The following is a 16,172-nucleotide window of genomic DNA, read 5'->3' on the forward strand; positions in this document are numbered from 1 at the left end:
CAATGTAATTGGAATGTATATTCCATTAACGGGCTTCACAATATAAAAATGAAACAAACGTGATCGCGCTGACGAAAAAGAGTGCAACGCTACTGCAACACCAGCCGGAAGTTGCAGCAGGCAGCGCAAATGCCGGATATTTGCCGAAAAAAGCGGCCGCCCCCACACAACATGCTGTTTTATTCAGCAGTCGAACCAAAAGCGTGAAATCAGCCTTTGACATCACCCGCCCTGCTGGATATGATGCGCCCCGTTCCAACAATTCCTCTGTAGTTCAGTCGGTAGAACGGCGGACTGTTAATCCGTATGTCACTGGTTCGAGTCCAGTCAGAGGAGCCATATTTGAGAAGCCCGCTCAGGGAAACCTGAGCGGGCTTTTTGCTTTTCTTTCGATTATGCCCCTGCCGCTCTTCCGTTGCAGGGTGATTCAGTTCTGCCGCAAGCACGGTGAGAGAATCCGCTGCGTGAAGAACCCGTTTAGCGCATTCACACGCCGGGAAACAGGCTGACCGAAAAAGCGGGTCGGCCCCGACAAATTCCGCAGGGGCGACTGTTTTTTCCGGTCGCCGCGAACTTAACTGCGCTCAATCTTCTTTGCGGCGTCATCCAGCGCATCAATAATCGCGTACAGCGCATCCTGAGAAATCCCCTCCTGCGACAGGCGCACATTAAGCGCGGTCTTCATATTATGAATCGCACGCTCCACGTCCGGCAGGCTGCGGTTATTCACCAGTACCGCCATCGAAGAGAGCCGCTGCACGATGATCTCCAGCGCTGCCTGCTCCTGTTGTAACAGTTCAAACCCTTTGTCGATCAGCCGGTACGCTTTACGCGTGGCCTGCGCATCCAGCACCGCGATGCACTCCATCTCCTCCAGCAGGGTGAGATTGGGGTAGATAATGCCGGGGCTTGGCGTGTATTCGCCCTTCGACAGCTCCTCTATCGCCTTAATCAGCTCGTAGCCGTGCGCCGGATTGAGGCTGAGAAAATGCAGCACCAGCAGGCGAATATCGGCGGCATCAAGCATCTTTTCACGGCGTTTGCGGCGGCCCTGCCCGGGCTCCGCAGCGGGAAACGGCACGCGCATGCTATTTCTGATGCCAGTAGGCCACGGCGCGCACAAAGGTGGCATCGCAGCCGCGCTGGTTAATGAAATAGTCACTGAGCGACTTCACGAAGTCGGCTTCCCCGGTCAGCCAGATAAAGTACTCCTCCGGCGGCAGCACCAGTTGGTCAAGCTGCGCCACCAGCGCGTCAAGATGCGCTTTATCCATGCAGCCGTGCCCGAACCAGCTGGCATCGATACCATTCAGGGGATCCAGATATACCCTGCCCTGTGCTTCATCCGCATAGGCAAACAGCTTCAGGCGCTTCGCCCTGACGCTGGCCTGGCGGCGCTTAAAGGCGGGCAGGCCGCTTTCGTCGCAGACATAGAGCTGGAAAGCATAATCATCTGGCACCACCAGCGACCCGCGTGGGCCACCGATCGCCAGCGGATCGCCGATTTTAGCCTGTTCAGCCCAGTCGCTGGCCACGCCGCCGTCGTGGATAAAGAAGTCGATGGTCAGGGTATTTTTCTCCCCGTCGAAGAACAGCGGCGTGTAGTCACGCGATACCGGGCGCACCCCCTCTTTCCACACCACGCCGTCCTCGGTCACCTCAGGGAGGCTCAGCACACCGCTGGCATCGGGGAAAAACACTTTGATATGGTCGTCGAAGCCAGGCGAGGTAAAGCCGCTCAGGTCGGCGCCGCCAAAGTCGATACGCCAGAAGCTGTCGGCCACTTTGGTTTTGCCGGTGACGGTCAGCTGGCGGAAACGCAGTTCGTTACGCACGCGCTGTGGCGCCCGCGAATTTTTGCTCTGTTCGGTCACGAAGATTCTCCCGGCTTAATTTCAGTAATGATTCTCATTTGCGAGATAAAATATATCTATGATATATCTTGAATGCAAGCCAGCACGCTATCCTCAGCCGGGAAAAACGTGGCAGTCTGTGCTAATCCTTCGGCTCCTTCACCAGCGGGCGGTATTTCCACAGCCATTTACCGCTGTCCAGCCGGCGATAGAAGCAGGAGCCGCGGATCATCCAGTCCAGCACCATACCTAACCAGATCCCCACCACGCCAAAACCGAGCACAATTCCCAGCAGGTAACCGGCCACGATGCGTCCACCCCACATGCTGAGCAGCGACACCCACATGGTGTAACGCGCATCGCGCGCGCCTTTTAATCCGGCGGGCAATACCCATGAAGCCGCCCAGAACGGCATAAACGCGGCGTTGAGCCACACCAGCATTTTCACCACGTGGATCACCTCTTCATCACGCGTGTAGAACTGTGCCAGCAGCCCGGCAAACGGCACCGTCAGCAGCGCCAGCGCGCACAGCCCAATGGTCGACAGCCAGAATATATAGCGCAGCAGGCGCTCCGGCTGGCCCAGCTGACCCCGGCCAAGGCGGGTGCCGACGATAATAGTGGAAGCGGAACCCAGCGCGTTACCCGGCAGGTTAATCAGGGAGACGATAGAAAATGCGATAAAGTTACCGGCGATAACATCGGTGCCCATCCCGGCGACGAACACCTGGGTCAGCAGCTTGCCGCCGTTAAACAGCACGGACTCGATACTGGCAGGGACGCCAATACCGAGCACTTCGCGCAGGATGTTGAGATTGAGCCGGGTGAAGTAGCTTTTCAGGGAGATTTTCAACGCCGGGACGAAGCCAATCACCAGCACGTAAATCACGGCAGCGGCCCCGATATAGCGTGAAATGGTCAGCCCGAGTCCCGCCCCGACAAACCCCAGACCGTGCCAGGAGAAGCAGCCGTAGATCAGCACGCTGCTGATAACAATGTTGAGGATGTTCATGCCGCCGTTGATCAGCATCGGGATTTTGGTATTCCCGGCGCCGCGCAGCGCGCCGCAGCCGATCAGCGCGATAGCCGCCGCCGGGTAACTCCATGCGGTCGTCTGCAGATAGGAGAGCGCCAGCGCTTTTACCTGCGGCTCCGCTTTGCCTGCAATCAGGTCGATGATCTGCGGGCCGATAAACTCAATCGCCAGCGCCAGCAGCACGGCGAACCCCGTCATAATAATCAGCGACTGGCGCGCCGCGGCAACTGCCCTCTCCCGGTTCAGCTTGCCGAGGCTAAAAGCCACCACCACGGTGGTCCCGAGATCGATGGCGGCAAAAAATGAGATCACCACGATATTGAAGCTGTCCGCCAGCCCGACTCCGGCCATCGCTTCCGACCCGAGCCAGCTGACCAGGAAAGTACTCAACACCCCCATCAGCAGAACGCAGAGGTTTTCAAAGAAGATCGGCACGGCCAGCGGGGTGATTTCTCGCCAGAAGAGTATCCGCAGGGAACGTCGTTTCGGATACCACGCACTGTGCTGGATAGCCTGCAGCAGTGAAGTTCTGAAGTTTAGCAAGAGTATTCCAGTTTATTACCAGAGGAGGGGGTCACTGTTATCATGGTAAAGGGACAGGGTTTCTGCAAAGTCTTTTTATGTATCAAAGTGCAGCAAAAAAAAAGGGCCTCCATTGCAGATGCCCTTTGCCACTCAGACCAGCGGTCGCTGCAGCAGCTTTTCAAGGATCGTGAGCGGCGCATTTTGTGGATTTCTCATTCCGGCCACCGGCAGGAAAAAGGTCTGCTCCATCATAAACTGCCCGCTCATCGCCGCATGTGGCGTTTGATCGGCAAAGCAGATCCAGCTACTGCCCGCCGGCAGTTCCAGTGCCACCTGCGGGCCCTGCTCCTGATAGCGCAGGTCAGCTTTCATTGCATCATGCAGCTGCAGCATCAGATGATCGTAATGGGTACGGTAGGATTTGGTGATGCCAAGACGCTGCTGCAGCCAGCTGCCGAGCGGCGAGTACCCTTTCAGGCGTGAGATAAAACGCTGCGCTAATACCGGGAAAGGTTCCCCCACCCGCCAGCGGCGGCTTTCACCGTGGGGATGGATATTGGAGAAGATGCGCAAAATACGCTCGCCGTGATTAGGCCGCGACGGGAATGCGTCGACGTGCAGTCGGCTGTCGTCCTTGCGCCACGAAGTGGCATCGCGCCACGCGGCAATCGGGTGCAGGCGCAGGGTGTTGGCCGGGGAGTGTAACGACGCGCGATAATCAGGCAGTATGCCGTCGATCAACCGCAGAGAGTGCTGGTAGTGACGCACCATCAGCGCTTTAACCTGCGGTAGTTTGCTGTCATCGGCCACACCGTTAACCCGATCTGTCTGCGGATTAAAGCTGATGTTTTTGCGCTTCGCATCGACCAGCTGCGGCGTTAACAGCATCTGTTCTTCGGCTGTCAGAGTGAAAGCCAGCTGGGGCAGAAACAGCACTTTACCCTGCTCCAGCGCATCAATAGCGCTGGTATCCACCAATGACTCATCCCAACGCGTGTTGGGCAGTGTTCGAATCACCAGCTCCTGAGATAAAGATTGTTCAGACATTTGATATCCTTATTGCATGCCACAAGGGGAACTTCTACCCGGCCATTATAGGGAGACGATGGATTTTTGATTAAACCCCGACTAAACGATCCAGCCCCGGAACCGCCTGCGGTAAAGCGAAAGATGCGCGCGCGATTTGTTGCTACACTGCGCCATCAAAAACAGGAGTGACCTATGAAACCCCGTTCCGTGACGCTGGAAGATGTCGCCCGTGCCGCTGGCGTCTCGTATCAGACCGTCTCCAGAGTGCTGAACCATTCGCAGCAGGTCTCCGGAAAGACCCGCCAGCGGGTTGAGGCAGCGATGCAGGCGCTTAACTATGTGCCAAACCGGGTGGCACAGCAGCTGGCGGGCAAGAATACGCGCACGCTGGGCCTCGCCACCAGCGACCTCGCGCTGCTGGCTCCGGCGCAGATTGCCTCCGCCATTCAGCAGCGCGCCAGCCAGCTGGATTACCACCTGGTGATAGCGATGGCGGGCAGCGGCGGCGCACGCCAGGCGGTCAGCGACCTGCTGGCACAGCGCGTCGACGCGCTGATAATCAATATCCCGCTTGATGCCTCTGCCGCCAGCCAGATTGAGCAGATGGCGGGGTCCCTGCCCTGCATCTTTCTGGATGTGGCGGAGGATGCCGCGGTGGCGATATGCAGCTTCAGCGCACAGACCGGCGCACGCCAGGGGGCCGAGCATCTTTTGCAACTGGGGCATCGGCGAATTGCGTTATTAAACGGGCCGGCGGACTCGGTGGCGGCGCAGGTGCGCAGCAGGGCGTGGCTGGCAGTGCTGAAGGAACGGGATCTGGCACCCTCACAGCAGCTCAGCGGCGACTGGAGCGCAGAGTCGGGCTACCGCGCGGTGATGCAGCTGGACGACGCGGCACGCTCTACGGCGCTGTTAGTGGCTAACGATCAGATGGCGCTCGGTGCGATGCAGGCGCTGCACCAGCTTGGCGTGGCGGTACCCGCCGGGATGTCGGTGGTGGGCTATGACGATACCGCCGACAGCGCCTGGTATCAGCCGCCGCTGACCACGGTGCGCCAGAATATGCGCCAGCTAGGTGAATGCAGCGTGAACTGGCTGGTGGCTAAGCTGGAAAACCCCGCTGCCTGTGAGGCGCTGACGCCTTTTGCCACCACGCTGGTGGTGCGCGCCAGCACCCGTCAGGCTCCGGAACAGCAGGCATAAAAAAGCCGGACAGATTGCCCGGCCCTCATCATGCTGTCGTTCGCCGTTACGCTTTCGGCTCGCCCATTGCTTTCAGCTTCTTCGACAGATCGCGACGCTCTTTAGAAAGGTCGGCATTTTTGATGATGTAATCATCCACGCGATCTTCGTAATCGCTGCGCATGCTGGAGATAATCTCCTGGATAGCTTCCACGCTCATGCCGGGTTTAATGTACTCACCCAGGTTGTCGAGCAGCAGAACACGCTTCTGGTTATCACGGATTTTCTTTTCGTTGTCGTGAATTTCACGTTGCAGCTTGTTCTTACGACGAAACATACGCACGAACTCCAGTACGTCCTGAAATGATTGCTTTGCATTTTCCATGAAGACACCTTTCATTTGGGCCTGCTTACACAGGCATCATTGTCGTAGCCATCAGATTAGCGGCGCGCCGCTGGCGATGGCAATTTTAAACTTGCAGAATCGGATTGGGCCTATCTTACCCTGAAGCGACCCGCCTCGCAGTAAGTTGTTGCTGGATCATTCTATTTTCGCAGCGCCAGGCGAATAAGTTCCGATAACCGCTCCAGCTGCCGGACCATCTCCAGACTGAGCCAGACGTAGCCGTGAATGGGGGTTTCCACCAGTTCGTCACTGTCAGACTCGGCGATCAGCTGGCGCAGTTCCCGCGTAATCTCCACCAGTTCTTCGCTGTTTGCCCCAATCTTGTCGGTATTCCCCTCCACGATAGCCTGCGACAGCGCCCGCAGCGTATTTTCGGTCATCTGCTGGGTGCGGCGCAGCGCCGGGGCGTTCAGCATAATCAGGTGGCTCTGGCGCGACGCCCACCAGGCATTGAGCTGCAGCTCCAGCGTGCAGACCAGATTGCGGTTCAGCGTCTGTATCCCTTCAAATACCGAGCGCGGCGTGCGCGTCTCTTTACTGGAAGGCTCGATCAGCGCGCGCATCTTAATCACATTACTGAGCAGGCGCTGTAACGGGCGCGTCAGGCGCGGTTTTTCAACAAGGTTGGGAGAGAAACCGGCGTGATAAACCCGCGCGGTTTCCAGCAGCAGATCGGACAGCTGAATGCGCCAGTGGGTGTAGGCTTTTTGCGGCCAGATGCTGGTGAACAGCAGCGCCAGCAGCGAGCCGAGGATCACATCACCGCCGCGCCACAGGGCGGTGGTCATATCCCCCGGGATCCCGCCGCAGATCACCGCCAGGGTGATGCCAATCAGCAGCGCCATATAGGGCTGTTTGCCCAGCGTCAGAAAGCCGCTGATAAACATGATCGCCGCGCACCACAGCAGCATGCCCGGCAGCGAGATCAGCTCCAGCCTGAGCGCGATCAGCCCGGAGATAGAGCCATACAGGGTGCCGCCAATGCGCTGCAGCGCGCGCGGAAAGACATTGCCCCAGAAGGATATCGGCCCCATCACCACCACCAGCGTGATCAGCGGCCAGCTGCCCTCGGGGATCTCCATCAGCCTGACCAGCAGGAAGGTAAGCACGAAAGCCAGCGCGATACGCACGCCGTGCACTGTGCGGTAATTACGATATACGTTGAACTGCAGGGCCGAAATCGGCTTGTCCGGTCGCAAAACAGGCTCCGAAAGATGGGGGTCTCTGCGCGCCATGATACCTGAAGTCGGGGTCGGGAAAAGGCGTAGAGCGACGCTTTTCGGATGTTTTTTCACTCATTTATGACGAGTTAACGGCAGAAAACATTGAGTTTAACGGGGAGATACAGCCCGTTAATAATCCATTACCTTGCCGATGAATTTATTAACTTTTAAATAACATGGCCGCAGGGAGGCGGCCATGGAAAAATCAGCCTTACAGCTTGCGCTTGATATAGTCTGAAATGCGCGTGATAACGCCTGCCTCTTCTATCGGCTGCAGCGCCACCAGCGGGTAGCTGGCCAGCTGCTTATCGCCCTCAACCAGTTGAATAGTGCCGACCTGCTCGTGCAGCTTAATCGGCGCTTCCAGATCCTTGCGGTCGATGACGTACTTGGCTTTGACCTTCTGCACTGCATCGCGTGGCAGGGTAAGATAGACGTCATTTTCACTGCCCAGAGAAATGCGGTGCGGGTTGCCGTACCAGACATTTTCATGGCCAATCTCTTTGCCCGCGTGGAACAGCTGGACGGTATCGAAATTGCTCTGGCCCCAGATCAGCAGTTTGCGCGCCTGCTCTTCACGCCCTTTCGGGCTTTTACCCCCCATCACCACGGCAATAAGGCGGCGCTGACCGTCCACGCTGGAGGCAATGATATTAAAGCCGGCGCTTTCGGTGTGGCCGGTCTTCAGCCCGTCGACGTGCAGGGTTTTGTCCCACAGCAGGCCGTTGCGGTTCTGCTGGGTAATGCCGTTCCAGGTGAGCGACTTCTCGCTGTACATCTGGTAGAAGTCCGGCTCGCCGCTGATGATCGCCCGTGACAGCTTCGCCAGGTCGCGCGCGGTGGTGAACTGGCCCGGTGCATCAAGCCCGTGAACGGTTTCAAAGTGGGTATTACTCAGGCCAAGCTTTTCAACATACTGATTCATCATGGTGACAAAGTTTGCCTCGCTGCCCGCAACATAATCGGCAAGCGCCACGCAGGCATCATTGCCCGAATCGATAATCACGCCGCGGCTTAAATCGCGCACCGAGACCTTCTCCCCCGGCTTGAGGAACATCAGCGAAGAACCTTTAAATACCGGGTTGCCTGCTCCCCAGGCATCCTGCCCGACGGTGACCATGTCATCACGGCTAATCCGCTTTTTATCAATAGCGCGGTCAACCACATAGCCGGTCATCAGCTTGGTCAGGCTGGCCGGATTGCGGCGCTCATCCGGGTTGCCGGAAGAGAGGATTTGCCCGGTAGTGGCATCCATCAGCACCCAGGAAGCGGCATCAATCGCCGGGGAAGTCATTGGGAACGCCAGTGCGTCAACGCCCGGGTTGTTTTCGGCATGGGCTACGGTACTCAGGGCCATAACCACGGTTAAACTTACAAGCTGACGCTTTTTCAACGCTCAATCCTCAATACGGTAACAGATAAAAAAACTGCGCATGTTGTACGGGATCCTTTGGCATTTTGTGCGAATAAATTGCAAGAAAATATGAATAAATCAGCCGATTAGCTGATGGAGCTGCCCCTGGTGTGGCGCTGAAATTTTTCCACAGGGAAATGCCCTCTTCTGGATATCACCATTGCAGCGGCCTGATGTAGTTTTACGTCGACACTTTAATGACAGGAGCGTGATTAAAAATGAAGTTAATACCCTTGGCCTTACTTGCACTTTGCCTGAACGGCTGTGCCGATAGCGCAGCCCCCCTTGATAGCCGTCAGGGCCCGGTCATTTGTCAGGGTTTCGGCTGTAACACCCCGCCCGGTAAACACTCATCCTCATCAGCTACCCACAAGCCGACCCGCGATGAAAAAATTCGTGCACGCCAGGGGCTGCCGCCGGACTTTGGCAGCGATGAAAGTCGGGTCTCATTTCCGATAAAATTTTAACCGGGTCGGGCATCTGCTGCGCAAAACGTGCCGGGGCGTCTAAACTTAAGCTGCTCTACTCACCCACTAACAGGAGTTATGGACATGGGACTGCTTGATTTCGTTAAAGAGGCCGGAAGCAAAATTATCGAGGCCTTCTCCGGCAATGCACACGCGCAGGCGACTGCAATTGAAGATGACCTGAAAAAATCGGGGATCCCCGGTGCTGATAAGGTCAAGGTTGAGGTCAATGGTGACAAGGTCGTGGTTACCGGTGATGGCCTGACGCAGGAGGAGAAAGAGAAGATCATCGTCGCCGCCGGCAACGTGAAGGGTATCAGCAGCGTAGATGACAAGATTACCGTCACCTCGGTAGCCGTTGAGGCCAGATTCTATACCGTTGTTTCCGGTGATACCCTGAGTGCTATCGCTAAGAAAGAGTATGGCAACGCCAACGACTACAATAAAATTTTCGAAGCCAACAAGCCGATGCTGAGCCATCCGGACAAGATCTACCCGGGCCAGAAACTGCGCATACCGCAGTAATCCTGCGCCTGACCTTACCTGACCGGCGAAATGCCGGTTTTTTTTCGTCTGACACCGCTGCTGCGACGCTTCAGCCTGTAGGGGATATGGTTTACCATAAGGCATATCACTAAAACGCATCGCTCAGGAGAGAGCTCAGGATGAAGGTAGAGGGATTTTCCCGCCAGACTCAATGCTGCGTTTTCAGGAAGTTAATTATTAAGTGGACCGCCATAACATCATGAAAAACGCCACCAGCCAGCCCACCTTCCTTTTTCACGATTACGAAACCTTTGGTAAAAGCCCGTCGCTGGACCGTCCTGCGCAGTTTGCCGGCATCCGTACCGATATGGATTTCAACATCATTGGCGAGCCGGAGGTGTTTTACTGCCAGCCTGCGGATGACTATCTGCCGCAGCCGGAAGCGGTAATGATCACCGGGATTACCCCGCAGATTGCCCGCGCCCGTGGGGTGCCGGAAGTGGAGTTCACCCGCCGTATTCATCAGCTGTTCAGTGAGCCAAACACCTGCGTGGTGGGGTACAACAACGTGCGTTTTGACGACGAAGTCAGCCGTAACCTGTTTTATCGCAACTTTTACGACCCTTACGCGTGGAGCTGGCAGCACGGTAACAGCCGCTGGGACCTGCTGGACGTGATGCGCGCCTGCTATGCCCTGCGCCCGGACGGGATTGCGTGGCCGGAAAATGAGGATGGCTTCCCCAGCTTCCGCCTTGAGCACCTGACCAAAGCCAACGGCGTGGCCCATGACAACGCCCATGATGCTATGTCGGACGTTTATGCCACCATTGCCATGGCCAGGCTGGTCAAAGAGAAGCAGCCGCGCCTGTATGACTTCCTGTTCAGCCACCGCAATAAGCAGAAGATCACCGCGCTGGTCGATATTCCGCAGATGAAACCGCTGGTGCATATTTCCGGCATGTTTGGCGCAGCGCGCGGTAATACCAGCTGGATCGCCCCGCTTGCCTGGCACCCGGAAAACCGCAATGCGCTGATAACCTGCGATCTCGGCGGTGATATGTCGCCGCTGCTGGAGCTGGACGCCGATGCGCTGCGCGAACGCCTGTACACCCGCCGCGACGAGCTGGGGGATGCCTCCCCGGTACCGCTTAAACTGGTGCATATCAACAAATGCCCGGTGGTTGCCCCGGCGAATACCCTGCGCCCGGAAGATGCCGAGCGCATCGGCATTGACCGCCAGCGCTGCCTGGATAATCTCGCCCTGCTGCGTCAGCATCCGGAAGTGCGTGAAAAAGTGGTGGCGCTGTTTGCGGAAGCCGAACCCTTTACCCCGTCGGAAGATGTCGATGCGCAGATCTACAACGGCTTTTTCAGCGATGCCGATCGCAACGCGATGAATATTATTCGCCAGACTGCCGCGGAAAATCTGCCGGCGCTCGATCTGACCTTCAACGATGCGCGTATTGAAAAGCTGCTGTTCCGCTACCGCGCGCGCAACTTCTTCGGCACGCTGGATGACGCCGAGCAAAAGCGCTGGCTGCAGCATCGCCGTGAGATGCTGAACCCTGAACGGGTGCAAAGCTATGTGCAGGAGCTGGAGATGCTGTTTAATCAGTACGAAGGGGAGCAGGAGAAGCTGGATCAGCTGAAGGCGTTGTTCGAGTATGCGCGAGAGCTGGTGTCGTAGGGGCGAGGTAAACCTCGCCCAGGGTCAGGCATGCCTGACCCCTACGATCATATCATCGAGAATTATAGCCCTTCTTCGCTCCACTGCGGCACCGGGTTACGGAAGCTGCGGGTAACGAACGCCAGGTAGACCAGGCCGATTGCGGCCCACACCAGCCCCAGCACCATCGAGCTCTCTTCCAGGTTCGCCCACAGAGCACCTACGGTCAGTGCGCCAAGCAGCGGCAGGATCAGGAACTTGAAGTTGTCTTTCAGAGTCTTATTGCGCTTCTCACGGATCCAGAACTGCGAGATCACCGACAGGTTAACGAAGGTAAACGCCACCAGCGCACCGAAGTTAATCAGCGCCGTTGCGGTCACCAGGTCGAAGGTGATCGACGACAGGGCAATCGCGCCAACCAGCAGCACGTTCAGCGCCGGGGTGCGCCACTTCGGATGGATATAGCCGAAGAAACGCTCCGGGAACACGCCGTCACGGCCCATCACGTACATCAGACGCGACACGCCCGCATGGGCTGCCATGCCGGATGCCAGCACGGTGACGCAGGAGAAGATCAGGATGCCGAACTGGAAGGCTTTACCCGCCACGTACAGCATGATTTCCGGCTGCGACGCGTCCGGATCTTTGAAGCGTGAGATATCCGGGAAGTACAGCTGCAGGAAATAGGAGACTACGACAAAGATCACGCCGCCAATCAGTGCGGTAAGGAAAATCGCTTTCGGGATCACGCGCTCTGCGTCTTTGGTCTCTTCCGACAGTGAGCTGATACCGTCAAAGCCAAGGAACGAGAAGCAGAGTATCGTCGCCCCGGTGATCATCGGCACCACATGAGCATTCTCAGACCAGAATGGTTTACTGCTGACCAGCGTCCCGGCACCTTCGCCGTGCGCCACGCCATACACCACCATCCCCATGATAACCACCATCACCGCCACCTGCAGCACCACGATCACGCTGTTAAAGTTGGCCACGGTTTTGATGCCTTTGAGGTTGGAGAGCGTCATAAAGCCCACCAGCAGTACCACAAAGATCCATGATGGAATGCCGGGAACCAAAGCTTCCCAGTAAATTTTCGCCAGCAGAATGTTGATCATCGGCATAAACAGATAATCAAGCAGCGAAGACCAGCCGACCATAAAGCCGACGTGCGGACTGATGGCTTTCTGCGCATAGGTATAGGCCGAACCCGCAGACGGGAAACGGCGCACCAGCTGGCCGTAGCTCAGCGCGGTAAACAGAATAGCAATCAGCGCGAATGCGTATGCGGTCGCGACGTGGCCGTCAGTCAGGCCGGAAACAATGCCGAAAGTATCGAACAGTGTCATCGGCTGCATATAAGCCAGACCCATCATAACAACAGGCAGTAACGTCAGCGTTTTTTTCAGATGTGCACGCGGCTGTGCGGCTGGAGTAGCGGTACTATGCGACATGGTTCAGCCTCCCCATAGCGTCAACCTTTCTGGGTTGAACCACAGGGAAACTTCGCATTATGCGAGAGCTTTTCGAAAGAGGATTCATGGAACGACAGGCAGGAGTGATGGTGTAACCTGCTGTGGCGCCGTAGTCATCGCGCTGGCGAATCCCAGCCGATACCGGAGTAAGAAGATGTTGCCCCATGTTTGTTTCCTCAATGTACACGTCACCGTGTTTTTAAAAGCGTATATCCATCCGGTTCTGGACCGGCCTCATTAGAATGCGAAAGTCCTGCGCTTTGCATACAGATAAAAAAATACCGCCGCCGGGGTAAATCCAGCGTCGGTTTTATGTTGCAAATTGCAAGGCGCATATTTTGCACCATAACAAAGCAGTATGACAAGCGTCAGAGACGTTTAATGCCATTTTTTTGCCGAAAAGAGCGGCTAAGGCCTGCTCGCCCCCTGCGGCACTTAGGCGTTTTTCAGCATCCAGTCGATTTCGGTGGCGGTAATCAGGCGCTCAAAGTGCATCAGTTCGTGATGCTTGCAGCTGTGCCAGACAAAGCCGAAGCGCTTCCCTAACAGTTTCTGCAGGGCATGATTCTGCTCAAACTCGTAGAGCGCATCGCTCTGACGGATCGGCAGTGGGTTACCTTCGGCCTGGTGGCCGTTACCTTTTACCGCGGGCGGCAGCGGCAGCTGATTATCGATGCCGTGCAGGATACCGGCGAGAATCGCCGCCATCACCAGATAAGGATTGGCATCGGCCCCCGCCACGCGATACTCCACGCGATGATTATCGCTATCACCACAGGGAATGCGCAGCGCGACGGTGCGGTTGTTGTGCCCCCAGGAAGCCTGAAGCGGAACGAAGGCATCCGGCAGGAAGCGGCGGTAGGCATTGACGTTAGGGGCCAGTAGCGCCATCGAGGCGGGCATCAGGTCGATCATCCCAGCCAGCGCACGCTTCAGCAGCGGCGAGTCGCTGCCGTCATCGCAGGCAAAGGCATTGTGGTCGGCGGCATCCAGCATGCTGATATGCACGTGCATGCCGCTGCCCGCGTACTCCTCATACGGCTTCGCCATAAAGGTGGCGTTCATGCCGTGCTGCTCGGCCACCTGGCGCACCAGGCGTTTCAGCTGCACCGCATGGTCGCAGGCGTTTAGCACGTTGCGGGTGTGGTGCAGGTTAATCTCAAACTGGCCTGGCGAAGCCTCTGCCAGCGCCCCGTCGGCGGGGATGCCCTGCTGACGGGCAATCGAGTCAATATCCCGCAGCACGTCAGAGAAGTGGTCAAGATTATCGACGGAGTAAACCTGGCTTTGCATATTGCGCTCGTCGCTTCCCGGCGAGCACGGCGGCTGGATATAGCCCTCTGCATCGCGCTGCTTGTCGACCAGATAGAACTCCAGCTCTACCGCTACCACCGGGAACAGTCCTCGATTGCGCAGCTGTTGCCACAGCTGATTGAGGACATTACGGGGTTCAACGTCAAAGGGAGTGCCATCTTGATTACACATGGTCAGCAGGAGCTGTGCCAGATGTTGCGGGTCAGCCGCAGAGGGGATAAGGGTGCCTTCAACCGGCATGCAGATATTATCAGGCTCGCCCAGCGCCTGACCGAGCCCCGCCTCTTCCACTGTATTGCCCAGAATGTCCATGGCGAACACCGAAGCCGGGAAGTAGCAGCCTTTGTCGAGCTTGAGCAGGCTGGCGATGGGGATGCGCTTACCGCGAAAAACACCGTTTAAATCATTAAGCAGAATATCGACGTACTGAGTTTCAGGATGGCGTTCCAGATAAGCTTTCACTTCATTCCGGAACGCGCTGGTTCGTTTCTCTTCACTGTGCCGCGTGAAGTCTTCTACTTCGACGATATTAGTCATGATGCACCTGCCCGCATGAGGTTTATGTAGTCGGCGCCCGCTCAAAATAACGGCCACTCCCTTAACATAGCGTCAACATAAAAAGTGTGCAAATGTTACTGACAGCTTTATTTTTGCCCGCATTGCGTTTGAATATTCACCAACTGATTGCTAGATTGAAAATATATTGCACACTTTTGCGCCATTTTGCGCGATACCGGCTGATATTTTTAACAGTATGACGGGGGGTGAATGGGCATTATTTTTGACAAGCCTTTGATTGGCGTAGTGATGTGTCAGACAGAAATTGGCGGGCACCCCACGCAGATGGTGCATAACAAATATCTGGAAGCGGTGCTCGGCGCTGGCGGTGTGCCATTCGCCCTGCCCCACGGCCTGATGTCGGCCCCTCATCTATTAGAAAATGCTATGGCTGTCCTCGACGGCATTCTGCTTACCGGCAGCCCGAGCAATATCGAACCGCATCACTACGGCGAGCCGGGGAACGAGCCGCTGGCCGATCCGGGGCGCGACCGTCTCTCTTTTGCGCTGATAGATTATGCTCTGGAGCAGCAGCTGCCGCTGCTGGCGATCTGCCGTGGCCTGCAGGAGCTGGTGGTCGCTACCGGCGGTAAGCTGCACCGCCAGCTGCATCAGATCCCCGGCCTGCAGGAACACCGGGAGGATGAAGCGCAAACGCTGGATGAGCAGTACGCTCCGGCTCACGAGGTGTGGCTGGAACCCGGCGGGCTGCTGGCCCCACTGGTCAATTACGCTGAGACGTTTTGGGTCAACTCGCTGCATGGTCAGGGCATTCGCGAAACGGGCAGCGCGCTGCGGGTCGAAGCGCGTGCCGCAGATGGTTTAATCGAAGCCGTCAGCCATCGCCAGCATCCCTTCGCACTGGCGGTGCAGTGGCACCCGGAATGGCACAGCGACAGCTCCGCGCTCTCGCGCCAGCTGTTTGATGGGTTTATTCACGCCTGCCAGCAGTTTCAGAAAGGATCGCGGCTGTGAGCGAGACCCTGCTGGCACCGGGAAGGCGCCTGGCGGAGATCCGCCAGCAGATGGGCCTGTCTCAGCGGCGCGTCGCCGAGCTTTCCGGCCTGACGCACAGCGCCATCAGCACCATTGAGCAGGACAAGGTCAGCCCGGCCGTCAGCACCCTGCAGAAACTGCTGAAGGTTTATGGCCTGTCGCTGTCCGAATTTTTTGCCGAGAAGGTGCAGGATGAGCCGCCGAAAGTGGTGATCGATGCGCACGAGCTGATCGATATTGGCAGCCAGGGCGTTTCACTGCGGCTAATCCACAACGGTAATCCGCAGCGCACGCTGGCGATGCTGCTGGAGACCTATGAACCCGGCGCGACCACCGGTGAAAAAATTCGTCATCAGGGCGAAGAGACCGGCACGCTACTGGAGGGGGAGATCATCCTGACCATCAGCGGTCAGAGTTACCCGCTGCGCGCCGGGCAGAGCTACGTGATTAATACCAGCCAGCCGCACAGCTTTACCAATACGTCGACCCGGCCCTGCCGCATTATCAGCGCACATACGCCGGCCACGTTTTAACAGGGAGACTGC

At 57.1% G+C, this 16,172-nt stretch carries 15 protein-coding genes and 1 tRNA gene; 6 read left to right on the forward strand and 10 right to left on the reverse strand.

The annotated features are described in order from the left end of the window. Positions 1–25: 25 nt before the first annotated feature. Complete coding sequence (locus ID864_RS07635; RefSeq protein WP_191149665.1) at positions 26–223, reverse strand: hypothetical protein; 198 nt, start codon at positions 221–223, stop codon at positions 26–28. A gap of 40 nt (positions 224–263) precedes the next feature. On the opposite strand from ID864_RS07635, the gene ID864_RS07640 reads away from it, so the two are divergent. Next, a tRNA-Asn gene (locus ID864_RS07640) sits at positions 264–339 on the forward strand. A gap of 235 nt (positions 340–574) precedes the next feature. Here the strand turns inward: ID864_RS07640 and ID864_RS07645 are convergent. The 4 genes from ID864_RS07645 to ID864_RS07660 all read right to left on the reverse strand — a co-directional run bounded on the left by ID864_RS07645 (position 575) and on the right by ID864_RS07660 (position 4,461). After that, the gene (locus ID864_RS07645; protein WP_224750452.1) at positions 575–1,087 is read right to left on the reverse strand and encodes a PadR family transcriptional regulator; all 513 of its coding nucleotides are present in this window, start codon (positions 1,085–1,087) and stop codon (positions 575–577) included. Position 1,088: 1 nt separating this feature from the next. Beyond that, complete coding sequence (locus ID864_RS07650; RefSeq protein ID WP_048915617.1) at positions 1,089–1,874, reverse strand: siderophore-interacting protein; 786 nt, start codon at positions 1,872–1,874, stop codon at positions 1,089–1,091. 121 nt (positions 1,875–1,995) lie between these two features. Continuing rightward, a complete protein-coding gene (locus tag ID864_RS07655; RefSeq protein ID WP_099753283.1) occupies positions 1,996–3,432 on the reverse strand; it encodes an EmmdR/YeeO family multidrug/toxin efflux MATE transporter in 1,437 nt (478 codons plus the stop codon). A gap of 132 nt (positions 3,433–3,564) precedes the next feature. Then, positions 3,565–4,461 (reverse strand): Kdo hydroxylase family protein, encoded by an 897-nt coding sequence (locus tag ID864_RS07660; RefSeq protein ID WP_191149666.1) that lies wholly within the window; start codon positions 4,459–4,461, stop codon positions 3,565–3,567. A gap of 174 nt (positions 4,462–4,635) precedes the next feature. Between ID864_RS07660 and ID864_RS07665 the strand changes: the two genes are divergently transcribed. Continuing rightward, entirely contained in the window at positions 4,636–5,646 is a 1,011-nt protein-coding gene (locus ID864_RS07665) for a LacI family DNA-binding transcriptional regulator (protein ID WP_191149667.1), read from the forward strand. Between the two features lie 46 nt (positions 5,647–5,692). Here ID864_RS07665 and ID864_RS07670 read toward each other — a convergent pair whose 3' ends face one another. The 3 genes from ID864_RS07670 to dacD all read right to left on the reverse strand — a co-directional run bounded on the left by ID864_RS07670 (position 5,693) and on the right by dacD (position 8,647). Beyond that, positions 5,693–6,010 (reverse strand): DUF496 family protein, encoded by a 318-nt coding sequence (locus ID864_RS07670; protein ID WP_048915616.1) that lies wholly within the window; start codon positions 6,008–6,010, stop codon positions 5,693–5,695. Positions 6,011–6,171: 161 nt separating this feature from the next. Continuing rightward, positions 6,172–7,230, reverse strand: a complete 1,059-nt coding sequence (locus ID864_RS07675) for an FUSC family protein (RefSeq protein ID WP_099753280.1) — start codon at positions 7,228–7,230, stop codon at positions 6,172–6,174. 235 nt (positions 7,231–7,465) lie between these two features. Continuing rightward, the gene (dacD, locus tag ID864_RS07680; RefSeq protein ID WP_099753279.1) at positions 7,466–8,647 is read right to left on the reverse strand and encodes a serine-type D-Ala-D-Ala carboxypeptidase DacD; all 1,182 of its coding nucleotides are present in this window, start codon (positions 8,645–8,647) and stop codon (positions 7,466–7,468) included. Between the two features lie 572 nt (positions 8,648–9,219). On the opposite strand from dacD, the gene lysM reads away from it, so the two are divergent. Next, positions 9,220–9,660 carry a peptidoglycan-binding protein LysM gene (lysM, locus tag ID864_RS07685; RefSeq protein ID WP_048915610.1) on the forward strand — a complete coding sequence of 147 codons (441 nt, stop codon included), beginning with the start codon at positions 9,220–9,222 and terminating at the stop codon, positions 9,658–9,660. A 220-nt stretch (positions 9,661–9,880) separates the two neighbouring features. Then, positions 9,881–11,308: an exodeoxyribonuclease I gene (sbcB, locus tag ID864_RS07690; protein WP_048915609.1), complete on the forward strand. Its 1,428-nt coding sequence runs from the start codon at positions 9,881–9,883 to the stop codon at positions 11,306–11,308. Positions 11,309–11,370: 62 nt separating this feature from the next. Here sbcB and ID864_RS07695 read toward each other — a convergent pair whose 3' ends face one another. Beyond that, a complete protein-coding gene (locus tag ID864_RS07695) occupies positions 11,371–12,738 on the reverse strand; it encodes an APC family permease (protein WP_048915608.1) in 1,368 nt (455 codons plus the stop codon). 456 nt (positions 12,739–13,194) lie between these two features. Next, the gene (locus ID864_RS07700; RefSeq protein WP_180276787.1) at positions 13,195–14,613 is read right to left on the reverse strand and encodes a glutamine synthetase family protein; all 1,419 of its coding nucleotides are present in this window, start codon (positions 14,611–14,613) and stop codon (positions 13,195–13,197) included. 228 nt (positions 14,614–14,841) lie between these two features. Between ID864_RS07700 and puuD the strand changes: the two genes are divergently transcribed. Both puuD and puuR read left to right on the forward strand, forming a co-directional pair. Next, positions 14,842–15,606 (forward strand): gamma-glutamyl-gamma-aminobutyrate hydrolase, encoded by a 765-nt coding sequence (puuD, locus tag ID864_RS07705; protein WP_191149668.1) that lies wholly within the window; start codon positions 14,842–14,844, stop codon positions 15,604–15,606. Beyond that, complete coding sequence (gene puuR, locus ID864_RS07710; protein ID WP_048915605.1) at positions 15,603–16,160, forward strand: HTH-type transcriptional regulator PuuR; 558 nt, start codon at positions 15,603–15,605, stop codon at positions 16,158–16,160. Before puuD ends, puuR begins: the two co-directional genes overlap by 4 nt. Positions 16,161–16,172: the final 12 nt, after the last annotated feature.

Origin of the sequence: Erwinia aphidicola (assembly GCF_014773485.1) — a bacterium.
GTDB classification, from domain to species: domain Bacteria; phylum Pseudomonadota; class Gammaproteobacteria; order Enterobacterales; family Enterobacteriaceae; genus Erwinia; species Erwinia aphidicola.